Annotated in this window: 17 protein-coding genes; 11 read left to right on the forward strand and 6 right to left on the reverse strand. The window is 36.8% G+C overall.

The annotated features are described in order from the left end of the window. Positions 1-945: 945 nt before the first annotated feature. Genes FS486_RS11065 through FS486_RS11080 form a run of 4 tightly spaced genes read left to right on the forward strand, consistent with a single transcriptional unit; the run spans position 946 to position 3,614 of the window. Entirely contained in the window at positions 946-1,320 is a 375-nt protein-coding gene (locus FS486_RS11065) for a GntR family transcriptional regulator (RefSeq protein ID WP_144511403.1), read from the forward strand. Further along, positions 1,317-2,195, forward strand: a complete 879-nt coding sequence (locus FS486_RS11070) for an ATP-binding cassette domain-containing protein (protein WP_144511404.1) — start codon at positions 1,317-1,319, stop codon at positions 2,193-2,195. Before FS486_RS11065 ends, FS486_RS11070 begins: the two co-directional genes overlap by 4 nt. After that, positions 2,179-2,913, forward strand: coding sequence for a hypothetical protein (locus FS486_RS11075; RefSeq protein ID WP_144511405.1), 735 nt, complete (start codon positions 2,179-2,181; stop codon positions 2,911-2,913). Before FS486_RS11070 ends, FS486_RS11075 begins: the two co-directional genes overlap by 17 nt. Continuing rightward, complete coding sequence (locus FS486_RS11080) at positions 2,910-3,614, forward strand: hypothetical protein (protein WP_144511406.1); 705 nt, start codon at positions 2,910-2,912, stop codon at positions 3,612-3,614. The genes FS486_RS11075 and FS486_RS11080 overlap by 4 nt, the downstream gene beginning before the upstream one ends. Positions 3,615-3,643: 29 nt before the next feature. Here FS486_RS11080 and FS486_RS11085 read toward each other — a convergent pair whose 3' ends face one another. Continuing rightward, the gene (locus tag FS486_RS11085) at positions 3,644-4,786 is read right to left on the reverse strand and encodes an FAD-dependent monooxygenase (protein ID WP_186321420.1); all 1,143 of its coding nucleotides are present in this window, start codon (positions 4,784-4,786) and stop codon (positions 3,644-3,646) included. 92 nt (positions 4,787-4,878) lie between these two features. Here FS486_RS11085 and FS486_RS11090 point away from each other — a divergent pair, with 92 nt between their 5' ends. The 3 genes from FS486_RS11090 (at position 4,879) to FS486_RS11100 (ending at position 7,179) form a co-directional block, all read left to right on the forward strand. After that, positions 4,879-5,355 (forward strand): GNAT family N-acetyltransferase, encoded by a 477-nt coding sequence (locus FS486_RS11090; RefSeq protein ID WP_260858083.1) that lies wholly within the window; start codon positions 4,879-4,881, stop codon positions 5,353-5,355. 109 nt (positions 5,356-5,464) lie between these two features. After that, positions 5,465-6,199, forward strand: a complete 735-nt coding sequence (locus FS486_RS11095) for a sulfite exporter TauE/SafE family protein (RefSeq protein ID WP_144511409.1) — start codon at positions 5,465-5,467, stop codon at positions 6,197-6,199. A 17-nt stretch (positions 6,200-6,216) separates the two neighbouring features. Then, complete coding sequence (locus FS486_RS11100) at positions 6,217-7,179, forward strand: D-2-hydroxyacid dehydrogenase family protein (RefSeq protein WP_144511410.1); 963 nt, start codon at positions 6,217-6,219, stop codon at positions 7,177-7,179. A 409-nt stretch (positions 7,180-7,588) separates the two neighbouring features. Here FS486_RS11100 and FS486_RS11105 read toward each other — a convergent pair whose 3' ends face one another. Continuing rightward, positions 7,589-9,751 (reverse strand): M28 family peptidase, encoded by a 2,163-nt coding sequence (locus FS486_RS11105; protein WP_222122587.1) that lies wholly within the window; start codon positions 9,749-9,751, stop codon positions 7,589-7,591. Positions 9,752-9,912: 161 nt separating this feature from the next. Here FS486_RS11105 and FS486_RS11110 point away from each other — a divergent pair, with 161 nt between their 5' ends. Next, on the forward strand, positions 9,913-10,527 hold the full coding sequence (locus FS486_RS11110) for a PH domain-containing protein (protein ID WP_144511411.1): 615 nt from the start codon (positions 9,913-9,915) through the stop codon (positions 10,525-10,527). Between the two features lie 303 nt (positions 10,528-10,830). Here FS486_RS11110 and FS486_RS11115 read toward each other — a convergent pair whose 3' ends face one another. Genes FS486_RS11115 through FS486_RS11130 form a run of 4 tightly spaced genes read right to left on the reverse strand, consistent with a single transcriptional unit; the run spans position 10,831 to position 13,224 of the window. Further along, the gene (locus FS486_RS11115; protein WP_144511412.1) at positions 10,831-11,241 is read right to left on the reverse strand and encodes a DUF3021 domain-containing protein; all 411 of its coding nucleotides are present in this window, start codon (positions 11,239-11,241) and stop codon (positions 10,831-10,833) included. Further along, positions 11,238-11,696, reverse strand: a complete 459-nt coding sequence (locus tag FS486_RS11120; protein WP_144511413.1) for a LytTR family DNA-binding domain-containing protein — start codon at positions 11,694-11,696, stop codon at positions 11,238-11,240. The genes FS486_RS11115 and FS486_RS11120 overlap by 4 nt, the downstream gene beginning before the upstream one ends. A 49-nt stretch (positions 11,697-11,745) precedes the next feature. After that, on the reverse strand, positions 11,746-12,492 hold the full coding sequence (locus FS486_RS11125; RefSeq protein WP_144511414.1) for an ABC transporter permease: 747 nt from the start codon (positions 12,490-12,492) through the stop codon (positions 11,746-11,748). 12 nt (positions 12,493-12,504) lie between these two features. Then, positions 12,505-13,224: an ABC transporter ATP-binding protein gene (locus tag FS486_RS11130; protein ID WP_144511415.1), complete on the reverse strand. Its 720-nt coding sequence runs from the start codon at positions 13,222-13,224 to the stop codon at positions 12,505-12,507. Between the two features lie 282 nt (positions 13,225-13,506). Between FS486_RS11130 and FS486_RS11135 the strand changes: the two genes are divergently transcribed. Genes FS486_RS11135 through FS486_RS11145 form a run of 3 tightly spaced genes read left to right on the forward strand, consistent with a single transcriptional unit; the run spans position 13,507 to position 16,741 of the window. Next, positions 13,507-14,436, forward strand: coding sequence for an AEC family transporter (locus FS486_RS11135; protein WP_144511416.1), 930 nt, complete (start codon positions 13,507-13,509; stop codon positions 14,434-14,436). 12 nt (positions 14,437-14,448) lie between these two features. Further along, positions 14,449-16,065: an ATP-binding protein gene (locus tag FS486_RS11140; RefSeq protein ID WP_144511710.1), complete on the forward strand. Its 1,617-nt coding sequence runs from the start codon at positions 14,449-14,451 to the stop codon at positions 16,063-16,065. Next, a complete protein-coding gene (locus tag FS486_RS11145; protein WP_144511417.1) occupies positions 16,049-16,741 on the forward strand; it encodes a response regulator in 693 nt (230 codons plus the stop codon). Before FS486_RS11140 ends, FS486_RS11145 begins: the two co-directional genes overlap by 17 nt. The last annotated feature ends 96 nt before the right edge of the window (positions 16,742-16,837 follow it).

Here is a 16,837-nt window from a genome sequence, read left to right on the forward strand (position 1 = left end):
CAGCGCCGATGGTAGTTGGGGGTCTCCCCCTGTGAGAGTAGGACGTCGCTGGGCACACAAAAAAAAGTCGTTACCGAGTAATCGGTAGCGGCTTTTTTGTTATGTAGAGTAGTTTAAACTATGGGAGGAACAATCCCATTGGAGTACTATTAAGATTAAGAATAAGATCAGTTGTGAAAAAATCTAATTTGGTTGCTCTTATGGACAAATTGGTTGCGTTCGACGAGGAATGGTTGCTCTCATGCTAAAATTGGTTGTCCTCGCAGAGCAACTGGTTGCGTTAAGCCATTTATTTCAAAATTATTGTCTCTTTTATTGGAAGAATTTTATCTCTAGTAGGCAACCCAGTTTTATTTGGTTGCATTGAGGACTAAATTGGTTGCCTTTGAAGTGTAATTGATTATGCTATTGCATTCCAAGTGGAATCTTCTTTAATTGACATCCTTGATAAAGTAAGCAGTCCAATCTAATTGGTTGCTCTCACAGGGAAACTGGTTGCTTTGGGAGAGAATTTGGTTGCTTTGAGGAATAAACTGGTTGCCCCTCGCAGAACAACTGGTTGCGTTAAGCTATTTATTTCCAAATAACAGCTTCGTTTATTGGACAATTGTTCTACTAGAAAGCAACCTAATTTCAATTAGGTGCTTTCCCAGTAATATTGGTTGCCCTCGTAGTGCAATTGATTGCGTTAAGCCATATATCCCCAGAACATTGCTTCTTTAATCAGACGTTTGTTCAATGTATAAGAACCGTAATTACCTAGCTTTCATTATCAAAAATTACAAACCAGAATGAGTAGGGTGAGGAAAGTGATACAGTCGCTTCCTCACCCTTTTATCATTTTTGGCATAAAGAATCGTGGGAATATATAGACATTCTAATCAATTTACTATATACTACATTACAACACTAATGTACTGGTTTTCGTGAAAGGAGAATAACCAATTGAATTTAAATGCAGATAGCACGAAACCCATCTATATTCAAATAGCAAATTGGATAGAGAATGAAATACTGGCAGATCGTTTTCAGAGCGATGAAAAAGTACATTCTCAATATCAACTAGCGGATCTATTCAATATTAATCCTGCCACTGCTGCGAAAGGTTTAACGATACTTGTGGAAGAACAAATTTTATATAAGAAAAGAGGCCTTGGAATGTTCGTAGCTTTGGAAGCTAAAAATATGATTTTACATAAGCGACGTAACGAAACACTTACAAATATGGCGATGGAACTCGTTTTAGAGGCAAGAAGACTTGCTGTTACCGAGGAGGAACTTATTCAGCTAATCAAAAAATGTGAGGAGGAACAAAAGTGACCGTTATTGATTGCCAGAATCTGCGAAAAAAATATAAGAGTGTAGCTGCACTTGATGGAATAACCTTTCAATTAGAAGGCCAAAAGATTACTGGTCTGATTGGACGTAATAGTGCTGGAAAAACGACATTATTGAAAATATTAGCTGGTTTTATACGAGAAAACTCAGGAGACGTTAAAGTATTTTCAAATAAACCGTTTAATAATCTGCGTGCATCAGCAAACAGTATTTTAATAGACGATCAAATGAGTTTTCCTGATTCATTGAAATTAGCGGATATATTAGAGGCGGCACCGAACTTTTATAAGAGATGGGATGCAGAGTATGCAACTAAATTATTTCAATACTTTGGGTTAAATCCTAAACAGGTGCATTCAAAACTATCAAAAGGTACAAAAGCAACGTTTAATATGATTTTTGGCTTAGCAACACGATGCGAGTTAACAATGTTTGATGAACCTACAAATGGGATGGATGAAGCGGTTCGAACGGATTTTTATCGGGCATTATTAAAAGACTATATAGCGTACCCTCGTACAATTTTGATTTCAAGTCATCATTTAGCCGAAATGGAACATTTGTTGGAAGATATTTTACTGATCAATAAAGGGAAGGTTGTTTTTCATCAATCATTAGAGGTAGTAAAAGAGTATGCAATCGCTCTCCAGGGTCCAAATGACTTAGTAGAAAAAATGACTGCTGGAAAAGAAATTCTACATAAGAAGCAATTGGATAGCTTGCGGACTCAGGTAATAATTAGAAAGGAAAACGTCTCGCTAATAGATGGAGTTACGATGCACCCGGTGTCAGCTAGTGATGTGTGTATGTTTGTAACGAGCGATGGAAATGGGGGAATCGATGATGTTTTTAAGTAACAACACATTAGGAGAGATTGTTAGGACGCAAGTGAAATTTAAGATGAGTGCATATTCGGGAGCAATTGTATCACTTATTTTTGTTCAGTTACTTGGGCTATTATTCTCGATGAATGGGTTTAGCACGATGAGTACTGGTGTTAATAATGCGACGGTTCACATCATTACAATTACGTCGGATACTGTTTTTGCCTTTGTAGCTATTTGGGCACTATTTGTTGGAAAGTTGATGACGACAAAAGCGTATCGTTATGATGATTTTTCTTATGTAGCAAGTCGGTTAAGTAGTAATTTGGCAAATATTTCAGTTCTTTGCTTGATGAGCATTTTTGCAGGGGTAACAGCGTTTTTATCCAACTATCTTTTACGTGTAGTGCTGCTTCTTTTCGGTGAATCAGACTATGTGAAAAGCTCCAATGTTTTAGAAAATCCGCTTGGTTCAATAGTTACTATCGGAGTAATGATCGTTCTTCTAATAGTAATCTCAGCTGGAGGATATCTATGGGGAATGCTTGTTGAGATTCATAAAGCATTTACATTTCTTTTGTTATTATTAATTGTCATAATGCTGGCTACAAAGACTGGTCAGACGATTCTTCAATACGTATTTATGGAAAATGAATCTATAGTAATTTTGGCAATCAAATTCATTGGTATATCCATTGTATTCTTTACATTAGCAATTTTATGTTCGAATCGATTGGAGGTTAGACAATGAATATGAGTACTTGGGCAGTTGCTATTATTCCCCTAATTATTTTGCTATTTCTCATATGGTTATTTCTTCGATTTGGCAGAAAAGCAACGAAACATATTAATTGGACAAAGCGAGCAAATAAATGGATCGTGTATATTTACGTATCAGTTCTGTTGCTAGCTGTAATTGCATATGTATTTATCCCAACAAAGGGGAATGAAATTGTGACCCCAAAAGAATATACGAAGCTTAAAAAAGAAAATGAAGTATTTCAACAAGCATTTGGAAACAAGGAGGAAAGTAAACTTGATCCGAAATTTCTAGTAAAAGAATGGACACAACAATTAAAAGGAGATACGTTAGAAATAATATCAAAGGGCTCTAATTTCCCGTCAGAAATGATGAGCATAGAATGGACGGATTCAAAAGAGCAATTGGTGGATATCAAGATGTACAGGACATATTCATACATGGATGGACTTAACTTGGATGGTGAAATTCCATTATCAACGATTGAAATGAAAGATGATCAAATAATATTGACAGCCCCTCCTCTAGCAGAGCTGACATATTACCGTTTTTCCAATGAGTTAGCTTCGATTTCAATGATGGAAAGCATGGATGATTGGAAACAAAGAGGCATTTTAGGAAACACCTATATATATTTAAAAGTTCCAAAGAATATAAACGTGATAGATAAAGACGGATTACAATTCTATTGAGTAAAAGTGCCTTTTCCCATGAGGCACTTTTATTTTAGTTTTACATCAAACAAAAACTTCAAACGCCAGAGTAGCAGTTTGGAAGGAATGAAGGGGAATAGAAAATCACGAGTACTAGCAAGTGCTTTTGAGCGAAGTTGTGCAGTTAGACCAATTTGTCTAGACAAATTAATAACTTTTGCGGTGCGTGCTACGCGTTTTTCTTCATAGAAAGCGAGTACCTTAGGTAAATCTTCAAATTGATGAAATCCATTACCGAGCACAATAGCATCTTCTATCGCTTGCCCAGCCCCTTGTCCCATGTTGGGGGTAGTAGCATGAGCTGCATCGCCTAATAAGATAATTCGACCAAAAGAAAATTGCTTAAGTGGCTGTATATCCAAGATATCATGATGGAGTATTAACTTTGTTGGTGTATCTCGGATGATTTGTGTCACTATTTCGGGGAAATCATTAAAAAGATTAGCTATTTCTTTCCGCTCAAGCTTTTGGTAAAACGGATCCTGTTCACGAGCATTTATACAGGCAAACCAGTAAACTTGTCCATTTTTCATCGGCGCCATGCCAAAGCGACCGGCAGTGGACCATATCTCTGTGGAAGTAAATTGGTCTACTCGTCCGTTATTTTCTGTAATTCCTCGCCAACAAGTATAGCCGGAATAACGAGGCAGAGAATTGGTAACTAGCTTTTTTCGGATAGACGAATGGATGCCATCAGCAGCAATTAGTAAATCAGCATTCACAACCATTCCATCATCGAAATATGCAGTAACTTTTTCTCCTAGTTGTTCGACATTCATGCATCTTTTATTGTAAGAAACTGTATTTGGTTTTAATGCTTCTAAAAAAGTACGATGCAAATCGGCGCGATGAATCGTAATATTTTCTTGTCCAAATCGTTCTTTGAGGATGGAGAAGTCAATTGTATTCAGTGTTTTACCTTGTGCATTTTGAAAGACTTGTGCTTGCAAAATATGCCCTTCTTGAAAAATCTTCTCCCCAACACCTATTTTCATGAGCGCTTGCATCGCGTTTGATCCAATCCCAATACCGGCTCCTACAGGTTGAAATGTCGAAGAAGATTCATATACTTTTACGGAAAATCCTTGTTTTTGTAAAGCTACAGCAGCACAAAGTCCTCCGATTCCACCACCAATAATTGCGATATCCATATCACTCATCACCTTTCTTATCATTAGTTTAACAAAACAGGTAGAAATTTTTGTGTTATGCTAATAAAAAATAAATTACTGGAGGAAATATTGTGATAGAACTTGTAATTTACGAAGATAAGTATCAAGCAGCATTAGAGGATTACCCACTGTCGGAAGGGGATTTGGCGTTTACTGGGCACCCACTCGAATTGTTGGAACGAAGTAAAATACATTCTACTTATAAACCGGTTGTTATATTAAAAGATAATCAAGTTGCAGGATTCTTCGTACTGGATGAGGGCGATGATAAATTTAATTATACAGACCATCAAGAGAGCATTTTACTTCGAGGGTATTCCATTCACCCATCTTTTCAAAGGCGCGGTATAGCGAAAGGTTCTTTAACTTTATTGCCATCATACATAATGAAACATTTTTCATATATAGACCAAGTTGTGCTTGGGGTGAATGAGGCGAATAAAGCAGCACACTCATTATACATAAAAACGGGCTTTATAGACGAGGGTAAGCGATTTAATGGAAAGTCAGGACAACAAATCGCAATGTGCCTGAAACTGAGAAAGTAATTTTGATAAGTTTTTCTGATGGCAATTCATAAAAACTATTAAATTTACTTATGAAATGGAGGAGAGTATGCTTGATTTAAAGTTAATATAATAGAAAGAAGGCTTGACTATGGAATTCATCCTCTTTTTTATTGTGGGAATCGTGGGAAATATCGTAGGTACTTTAGTTGGAGGAGGAGGACTAATCAGCTTACCTACCATGCTGCTAATGGGCCTGCCTGTTCACTCGGCGATAGGTGCAAACAAAGTATCCAATACAGTCAGTTCGCTATCTGGTTTTCTCGTTATTTTCAAAGGAAAAGAAATTTCAGGGAAAGAAGCATTAGCGGTCATTGGTTTTTGCCTAGGGGGTGGGGCCATTGGAGGACTTATTGCTTCGTTTTTAAGCGGAGAGGTGTTAACAATTATCGCAATTTTATTGTTAAGCTTTGCATTTATAACGTCATTCATGAATAAAGGAAATTTTGATGGAACAGAACCATTACGATTGAATAAAAAAATAGGTCCTGCATTGCTGGGAATTGGAATATACGATGGCATGTTCGGACCGGGGAGCAGTACACTTGCACTCTATTTATATGCTAGTCAAAAAATAGCTTATATTCGAGCTGTTGGCTTAGCAAGAATCGGTGTATTTGCAAGCTGTTTTGGAGCATCCATCACGTACATCTCCACTGGGAAAATCATTTGGCCAATTACTATTGCATTAATGCTTGGAGCAGTTGTTGGAGCTCAACTTGGAGTGCGACTGGCACGCAAATTGAAGTCTGAACATATCAAGCCGCTTCTGAGATTGGTTACAGTATTATTGATTGTTCAAATAGTAGTGGATTATTTGAAGTAATAGGGAGGGGACTTTGCATGAAACTTCGTTGTGCAGTATTAGATGATTATCAAAATGTAGCATTAAAAAAGGCTGATTGGTCAAGTATTTTAGATAAAGTGGAGGTAAAAACCTTTCATCACCACTTTGAGCGCGAAGAGGAGTTAATAGAAGCGATTGGTGATTTTGAAATAGTAGTCATTATGCGAGAGCGAACACCTTTTACTGCTTCAATCTTTGAGAAAATACCAAAACTTAAATTACTCATAACCTCAGGAATGAGAAATGCTTCGATTGATCTTGCTGCGGCAACAATTCATGGTGTAACTGTTTGTGGTACAGCCAGTATGTCAGAACCGCCAACTGAGTTAACCTGGGCTTTATTACTAAACATAGCTCGTCATGTCACAAAAGAGAACAAAGAACTACGAGAAAATGGTATGTGGCAAAATACTGTGGGTATGGATTTATATGGTAAACGACTTGGACTACTGGGCCTCGGTAAGATTGGAAGTCGTATGGCGGTAATAGCAAAAGCATTTGGCATGGAAGTTATGGCATGGAGTCAAAATTTAACGAAAGAGCAAGCGGATGAACATGGCGTATGTTTAGCATCATCCAAAGAAGAATTATTAGAAATGGCCGACTTCGTTTCCATTCATCTTGTACTCAGTGGAAGAACAAGAGAGTTAATTGGTACAAAAGAATTGCGGCTTATGAAAACTTCTGCCTATCTTATTAATACATCACGTGCAGCGATTGTAGACCAAGAGGCGTTAATCGAAGCACTACATGAGAATTGGATTGCTGGAGCTGCGATAGATGTATTCGAGGTCGAGCCGCTTCCAAAGAATCACCCATTCCGCACTCTTTCTAATGTCCTCGCGACACCGCATTTAGGCTATGTGAGTGAACAAAACTATAGTACGTATTATCGAGAAACGGTAGAAGACATTCAAGCATTTCTGAATGGGAAGATTATGCGCCAGTTAAATAGCTAATGACAACTGAAAAATCGATGGTCACTAAAGAGTAGGGGAGCTCCACCTAAAGAAAGGTGAGTTTCACCCAAGAGAGATGGGTTTAACCCAAAGAGAGGTGAGTTTCACCCAAGAGAGACGGGTTTAACCCAAAGAGAGGTGAGGTTCACCCAAGAGCGACGGGTTCCACCTAAAGAGAGGTGAGGTTCACCTAAGAGAGACGGGTTCCACCTAAAGAGAGGTGAGGTTCACCCAAAGAGAGGTGAGTTTCACCCAAGAGAGACGGGTTTAACCCAAAGAGAGGTGAGCTTCACCCAGGAGCGACGGGTTCCACCTAAAGAGCATGGAGCTTTATCGCATACCAAATTTCGCTAAATAAAAAAGCTGTTCCCTAAGCCGCATAAACGCCTGAGAGAACAGCTTTTCTCAATTATTTCAATTCATCTAACATTTTTCCTAGTTCTTGAATACTTGATATCTCATCTGATACTGTCGTTTTTAATAGTTCTTTTTGTCTTTCTAGGGCACTATTCAATGTTTCAATTTCTGTAGAAACATCGGCATTGGCATCTTCTCTTTTTTCCTTCAATGAATGAATCGTGTCAAATAAATCTTCATGATCAACGATTCTGCCAGCACCCCACATAAGTTTTTCTTTTGGCGCTTCTAACACATAATTCGTGAAGTAATTGTATACATCTTTCTCGAAGGCATAAGCATACCAATTGTTGTCGATTGCGTATAAGTACTCGTCCAATGGGGCAGCAATATTTCCTTCGTTTAATGCATCAATTGATGAAGCTAAATTTTGAATATTATTTTGTGGGTGCTCGTGAGGGAATATTGGTTCATCTTCCCATGTCAAACGGACAAATTGATCTTCTGCATATTTAAATGCAGCAAGTAATCCACTATTCAATTCTCGGCTTTCTTTATACAGTTTCTTAGCTAAATCAGAATCATCTTTCGAAAGTGCAGCTAAATAATCATTATTTACTTTCGAAACTTTCTTATTTAAGGATTCAGCGATCGCAGTCACTTCATCTATTTCGGCTACAAGCTCATCCGAAGACATACCAGCTTTTTCAAATGCTTCTAAATTCAAATTTTCTTTTAAGGCATGTAATCGATTTGTAAAATCCAAAGGAACGACAGCTGTTTCATCGTAGTGCATTGCAAGTAATCCATATAAATTCAAGTGGAATTTTAATGCATCTGAATTGAATGCTTCTTCACTATCAAATTGGGAATGATAGTGAGAATGCATAAACTCGCTATCTTGGAAATCATTGCGAAGTGAAGGAACACCAGCAATACCAAAAGAGAAGTCATCGGACCATGTACGTAGTGGTGAGACAACTGAAATGCCATCTTTATAAACACCAGTAACGCTTGGCACCGCCTCTGCGAAATTTGTTAAAAATGTATTCAATTCATAAACGGAACGGATTTCGTCCTGTGTTGTATGTTCATATGCGGGAAGTTCAAAGTTCATATTGGCAAATGCTTTTCCAACCCACTCAGGATGGATATTAAAGATTTGGTTGTAAGCCCCGGTTGACCAGTCGTAGCGAGAGTTCGAAACTCCCCACTCTTCTGCAGCCAGTGCATTGAAAATGATTGTTTTTTCTGGTTGATATCCGCTATCTATTAATCCTTTAGCAACACCCATCATTAGAGCGATTGCAGCGTTATCATCTTGGAATCCAGCAAAATAAGAATCATAATGTGCAGATAGAATGATATAGGATTCAGGATCTTTTCCGATAATTTTACCGTAATAATTATACGATTTGCCATCCATTTTCACAGTAGATTTTGCATCAAACTTTACGGTAAGCGAACCTTTTTCACTAGCTTCTAATGCTTTCTTCAGCTTCTCTGCATCTGTTTGGGACATAGAAAATGCAGGGGCATCATCCGGTCCACAAATATCCTGTGCATTTAAAGCATCTGGATCAACTTCCCCATAACCTGCTTCTTGGACAGCAATTACTGCAGCGGCCCCTTTTAAATGTGCTTGATAAGCTGGGTAGTTAATCCACCATTCTTCGCGTTGATTGATATCTATTAAAACAAGTTTGCCTTCGATATCAAGTCCATCCAAGTCTTCCGCAGTCCCTTTTCCAGCATAGACAACGTCCAGTTCCTTTACACCATTTGTGTCGAAGTTAACTTGATATCCTCCTAAGACAGCGAGATGTTCTTTGCCTTCTGTGTCAGTGAAGGTTAAATCTGCTTTTTCGAACTCCCATGTATCCACTTTGAACTCATCTTTTGTCACTTCTTCAAGTCCAATTTTTTTCATTTCGTTCCCAATTTTCTCTCCAGTTTTCAATTCTGCTTTCGAGCCAGCAGTACGATAACCTAGTTTCTCATTGGTCTTATATTCTTCTAGACTTTTAGCAAATTGAAAAGCATAATCCACATCAACTGCTGATAAGTAGTTATTCTTTGTATCTTTAACAGAAGCTTTTTTCCCATCTTGAACTGTTTCCTCAGTTCCTTTTTTTGTTTCTTCTTTTGGAGTACATGCCACTAATGTCATGCCCACTAACATTGACAAAGTCAGATAGCTTACGAACTTTTTCATTCATCACATTCCTTTTCAAAAATTATTTGAACTAGATAATTAAACGACAATTATAGAATATTAGCAATACAAATTATTAATAAATACTTGATAATTTTATAGTTCCACAAAATTAAGCAATTAAACTATAATTAAAAGAGGTTAAAAAGGAAGAAAAGGACATGTTAAAAAAGCTAGCTTCAGATGCACTAGGACTATCAGATATAGGAATGGTTATTCCAAAATCGGATTTTGACAAGACAGAATCGGATGATTTTGTTATGCACGAATCGGGGGAAGTTATCTATTTACTCATTAAAACAAAAGCAGACGAGTATTGCTTTACAAATCAAGCACTTATCCATGTGGATGGTCAAAATGCAATAAGCAAGAAAAGATTGCTTAGAAGATATGATTATGCCTATTTTCCGATTACAGATGTTGCCCTTGAAACAGCAGGTACTATCGATTTAGATGTAGAAATAAAATTCACAATTGGGAATACACCGTTATCCATTGATATACACAAAAAGTTTGCCACTGAAATAAAAGACCTATACAAAGTAATTCATGCAATGTCAATCGAAATGAAAGAAAATACAAAGAAATATGAAATAGCACAAAACAGCTTAAATTATGCTGCACAATCCATAGGAAAAATCGAAAGCCGTGAAGTCACACCTGCAAGTTCCTTCGAAGCGATTACTCGCTTTGCGAAGGATTGGATGATTGATCAAAAAGACAAATACAATAAGAAAGATTTTACGGATTTATTTGAACTATATATCAATCAGTAAGACTAGATGAGCTCTTCACACGATTTTAATCGTAGAATTTAATTAGAAAATAGTTTTATAAAATATGAAAAGGATGCATTCAGTCAAATTAAATTGACTAAGTGCATCCTATTGTATTAGGTAAATTTTTTAAAAAAAAGGTATAGCCTATGTAGGTCAGAATTCCAAATGTTATCACCATATTGCAGTACTTATCGTTGAATGACGCTTTGTGACACCTATAGTTATTTCAATAAAAGCAATAAGATGAGTCCCGAAATTAGTTTTAATACGAACCTTAGTTACATTGAATCAAACTCTACTTTAAAGCAATTCCAGTTCCTCATTCAATTTCTTCATTTGTCGTTTAAAATACAGATAAAATGAGGTCCAGAAGATCAGGTAAAAGCAGATGAAAAACCCTACCGCAAACAAGAAACTAATCAAGTTAAAAGGGATCCACCCGATCACAAATGCTAAAACAAAATATAAAATAATGACCGTCACAAAATGCAAGGCAGTTTGCTGGGAAAGGCGTAAATTTGGATTTTCAAAATAGAGGGCACTTACTGTGAAAAACCAGCCACAAAAGATAGAGCCAAGTGAATTTTTCAGAAATAATGTTCCGTCTAGCATTATATGTTCATTTGAAAGTACATACAGATTTGTAATAATAACAGAAAGAAATGCCCCGAAGAATATACCGATCATGCTTCTAAATAAAAAGGTTTTCACTCGCTTTTCCTCCTATTCATTTTCAGTGCCTCTTTTATAGAATTTACATAAGTCCGAGAGACGTATTCTTTTGCCCCTGATTTGAAATATACACAAAGAGTCCCATTGAATGATGCTTCAAATCGACTTAACTCATGGAGATTGGCAATAACCGATTTGGAGAGTCGAATAAATTTATGGGAAGGAAGGATTTGTTCTAGTTCATAAAGTTTCTCTTTTAATCTATAAGAACCGGTGGAAGTGATTGCAATTACAGCTTCTTTTTCAGTATGAAAGTAGTGGATATCAACAGGTTTTAAAATATGCTGCATTTCACCGTTCTTTCCGACCAGAAACTCTGTTTCTTGGCCCTTGATAAAATCAAGTAACTCTTGCACCGAATCGTCTAATGTTGGAGTTTCAATGCTTACTTTCGTTTCTTTAAAATCACTATCAATATTCAAAGATACTTTCAATTCTTTACACCTCTCTCCATTTAAGTGTAAGTGTTTTGGAGCAATTGGGCTATCCCATTTTACGTGTATTCTGTTTACGTAGAATGATAACTGATACAATAACAAGTGCAAAAATGTAACTAATTGAAAATAAAACCTTATTGTCAAAGATAAGCTGTCCGTTCCACACAGCAATAAATAAATTATTCATATGATACAGAGGATTGAAATCCGCAATAATCTGAATAAATCTAGGCATCATACTGATTGGCATTGCAAAGCCGCCCGTGAACATTGCCACTTGGAAGATAACGATTGAGAACACTAATGCACTATTCATGTTGTTAAAAAATGAATAAATAGCAGATGCAATGATTAGTAAGACTGCATTTAGTATGATGAAAAATCCGTAAGAAGTTAAGAAAACAAATAATTGAAACCGCAAGTCGTACATTAAAAGTCCAATGATAAAAATAAATCCATATCCTAAACTTGTAATAATTATGGAGCGGATAATGCTCGAAAATAAAAGTATATGTTTAGGGACAGGGGATAGGTAAATTCGTTTCTCTACTCCTGTCGTACGTTGTGTGACTTGATCAAAACCAAAAGCAAAAAATATAACTGCAAATGTGATAAGCAAGATGAAGGATGGTGTATACGTTTGTGCATAGCTTAGGTTTCCAGCGTACGTTTGCTCCCCAAATAATTGTCCCATAAAAATATACGTTGCTGGCGGTACAAAAACTGTGAAAACTAAATAAAATATTTCTCTAGTAAACATTAATAAATCATATTTTAACTGTGTCGCTATCATTATTGTTCCCCCTCAAATAGATACTTTTGCAAGATAAAAATCGTTTATGGACTTGTATCCTGATGCCAAAATGCTTTCCGTTGTATCAAATACTTCATTGACGCCATTATTGATGAGCATTACTTTGTCACAATACAGTTCAATTTCATCCATATTATGTGTCGTTAAAATAACAGTGCCGCCTGTTCTCTTGTTGTAATCGGTGATGTAGGACCAGAGCATATTGCGCATATGTGGATCGAGTCCTGTTGTTGGTTCATCCAATATGAGTAGTTTAGGCTCTGCTAAAAATGCAATAGCCAAACTTACAATTTGCTTCCACCCCCCTGAAAGCTTATCGAAATATTTTTTTCGATGCGGTTCTAATTTGAAATCGGTCATGACTTTTTTTAAATCAACAGATGATTGGTAATATGTTTTGAACAATTTAAGCAATTCTTCTACTTTTAATGTTTTATAAAATTGAGTTGGTTGAAGGACGACCGAAATTTGTTTGCGAATTTGTTCGAGTTGATTCGTAGAAAGTGATCCAATATTTTCATCTAAGACTATAACGTTACCAGCATCGTATTGTTTAATCGTCATTAAAATTTCTAGGAAAGTTGATTTGCCTGCACCATTTTTTCCAATGACACCAATGATTTCTCCAGACTCGGCCTGAAAGTTTATCCCCCGTAATACATGGTTCGTTCCATATGACTTTTTTAAATTACTAATGTTTACTACATTCATTGTTATCCCTCCGCTCATGTTGTTTGTAAGGATATTGTATGACGGATCTACCAACAAGTAAGCCGTTTTTCTGTGACTGGTAGGACAGCGAAAGTAACATGCAAAAAACAAGTGGTAAGTTGCAAGGGTCTAGAGAAAAAAACATTATTTTTCTTTAGATGTTTGTGTTAGTTTCCTTATCTACGAGTCCTTTTTTCCTTAATATTGATATGGCAGAAAATTATAAAAAGTGGGATAATACTTGGTGGTAAGTATTTTAAAAGGATAAGGAGTGACCAATGTATGATTTATTTGAGTATGGTATTTTTTCAAGTGGTCGCCCCGATTTTAATAATGCTAGGTATTGGAGCGGCGTTACAGCTGAAATTTAAATTTAATTTAAAAGCATTATCGAATCTGATTACCTATTGTTTAATGCCGGCAGCAGTATTTATCAACATCTATGAAACAAAGGTGAATGCAGGGGTATTGGGACAAATTGTGTTCTATCTAGTTATTTTTAGTATTTGTTTAATGTTAATAGGAACAATCGTTAGCAAACTATTAAAACTTAATAGGAATCAGTCTGCTATTTATAAAAACAGTATTGTTTTGATCAATTCTGGGAATTATGGAATTCCTGTTAGTCAGATGCTGTTCTTTGCCAATCCCCTCGGTACATCCATTCAAATTATTATTGTGATTTTCCAAAATATTATTACATATACATATGGTCTTTATAATTTAATATCTTCTACGAAATCCGGATTAGATATACTGCGTAGTTTACTCCGCTTACCGATTGTGCATGCACTTATAGTAGGAGCATTGATGAATGTTTTCCATATTGGGATTCCTACTTTTTTAAGAATTCCGATTGATTATTTATCGAATGCATTTATTTCGATTGCGTTAATCACTCTCGGAGCACAATTAGCACAGTTGGATATTAAAACTATTTTCAATAAAGTCATACTGACAAGTACGATTGGCCGATTAGTGTTAGGTCCTATTCTTGCATTTGGTTTAATCACGTTGATGGGATTTGATGGAGTGGTCGCACAGTCATTATTTATAGCAAGCGCTTTTCCGACGTCTAGAAATAGCTCGACGCTCGCTTTAGAATACGATGTAGAATCGAATTTAGCTGCGCAAATCGTACTGTTCTCAACGGTCGTTAGCTGTATCACCGTAACAGCGGTTATTTATTTGTCGAATATACTATGGGGTTAGTGAGTGAATGATATGAAAAAAGAGAGAGCTTCTCTGCAATCGCGAATTTTTTCTTTTGGTGCAGCTTTTGTTTCATTGGTAGCAATTATTATAGGGATTTCTTTTTACTTTATCGTTTCAGATGCAATTGAACGACAAATTGGAGAAAGAGCGCTTAATATTGCAGTCACGACAGCAGGACGCCCCGATATTATAGCCGGTTTTCATGCAGATAATCCTTCTGATGCTTTACAGCCGATTGCAACGGACATTCAGTCAAGCACAGGAGCAGAATACGTAGTAATTGGCAATAAAGAAGGAATTCGATATGCACATCCGGTAATAGAACGGATTGGAGAGAAGATGGTCGGAGATGACAACGAACAGGCGCTTATATACGGCCATTCCTATATTTCGGAGGCTACTGGAACGCTTGGTACAGCTTTAAGAGGGAAGGCCCCTGTTATAGATGAGACCGGTGAGATTATTGGCATTATTTCTGTAGGATTTCTAAAAGAGGATATGACAACAATATTCATCCAATATGTGGACAATATTGCGTTTATAGTAGTCATTGCAATTTTAATAGGAATAATTGGATCTAGCATTTTGGCGCGTAATATTAAAAAAGAGCTTTTTAATCTGGAGCCCATTGAAATAGCCAATTTATTTACAGAACGGAACGCATTAATAGAGTCCGTACGTGAAGGAATCATTATGGTAGATGCAAAAGGAACGATTACTACCGCCAATGTGGCCGCACATGAAATATTATCATTGCCTGCCCAAACGGAGTTAGTTGGTCGCAACATTTGGGATGTCATACCGAACACCTATCTTCCACAAGTACTGGAATCAGGTATAGAACATTTAGATCGTCCGATGGAAATACGCGGTAAAAAGGCGATCGTCAATCGCATACCGATTCGCGTAGGAGATAAAATTGTTGGAGCGGTGTCCAGCTTTCGTTCCCAATCAGATATAGACCGTTTGGCAGAGGAATTGTCGCAAGTAAAGCAGTATACAGAAGCATTGCGTGCACAAACCCATGAATACCATAACTTTTTGTATACGATATCAGGTTTGATTCAATTGAACTCATATGACGAAGCGATTAACTTGATACATGTGGAAACAGCGGAACATCAATCACTTATTCAATTTATGACCAAGCGTTTACAGGATCCCTTTCTCGGGGGGATTGTTATAGGTTTTCTTAATCGTGCAAAGGAGTTAAAGGTACGTTTTATTTTGGATGAAGATAGTTATTTAGAAAAATTGCCGAAACATCTTCAGAAGCATCTCCTAGTTTCCATCATAGGCAATTTAGTGACGAATGCATTTGAGGCAGTGGAAAGTTTGCAAGAAGAGATGCGTATGGTCCGTATTTTAATAGTGGATAACAGAGACGAGATATTGATTGAAGTGGAAGATTCGGGAACAGGAGTGTCAGAGGAAGTACTCGATATTGTTTGGAAAGAGAAAGTGTCTACCAAAAGCGATAAAAATCGAGGGTTTGGCTTAGTGAAGGTGAAGGAAAATATTAATGACTTAGGAGGCACTATAGCCTTGGAAAAAGGGGATCTAGGGGGAGCGCTATTTATCGTTTCCATTCCAAAAGGGGGGTATTTGCATGATAAAACAAATTGAGATTTTAATAATAGAGGATGATAAGCGCATTTCAGATATACATCGTCGATTCATCGAAAAACTGGAAGGCTTCAAAGTTATTGGATCTGCCTATACAGGTGAGGAGGCAACGGACTGGATTATATCGTATAAACCGGATTTAGTATTACTAGATGTATATCTGCCAGATACACTTGGCACAGACTTATTAGCGGTTATACAAGAGTATAGTCCGGACACTGATATTATTTTCATTACAGCTGCTGCAGAGGCGAATATTGTGAAAAAGGCATTCCGAAGTGGTGTAGCAGATTATATTTTAAAACCATTAACGTTTGAGAAGTTTAAAGAAAGTTTACTATCTTACAAAACAAAAAGAGATATTCTAACAGGAAACGGGGAGGTGCAAGAAAATCTAATCGAATCTCTATGGAATAAAACAACTGTACAAGTATCTAGTTCAGGTGATAATCCTCCGAAAGGTATCGATCCTATTACAAAGTCAAAAGTAGTAAATTATATAAAGAATATAAATGATGGTATCACAGCAGAAGCGCTAGGATTAGAAGTTGGCGTGAGTCGCTCCACTGCTCGACGCTATTTAGAATATCTTGCTTCGGAAAAGCTTGTATATGCCGAACTTATTTATGGAACGGTTGGTCGTCCAGAACGGCGATATTTCATCCAGCCATCGTGAACAATATGAACAAAATGAACGTAATTTTCATTATCCAACTTATCATCAGAAACATTGAATTAGTAAAATCTTCTGATAAATTAATAACAGGCGAAT

It is taken from the genome of Bacillus sp. FJAT-22090, assembly GCF_007676755.1.
GTDB lineage: Bacteria > Bacillota > Bacilli > Bacillales_A > Planococcaceae > Psychrobacillus.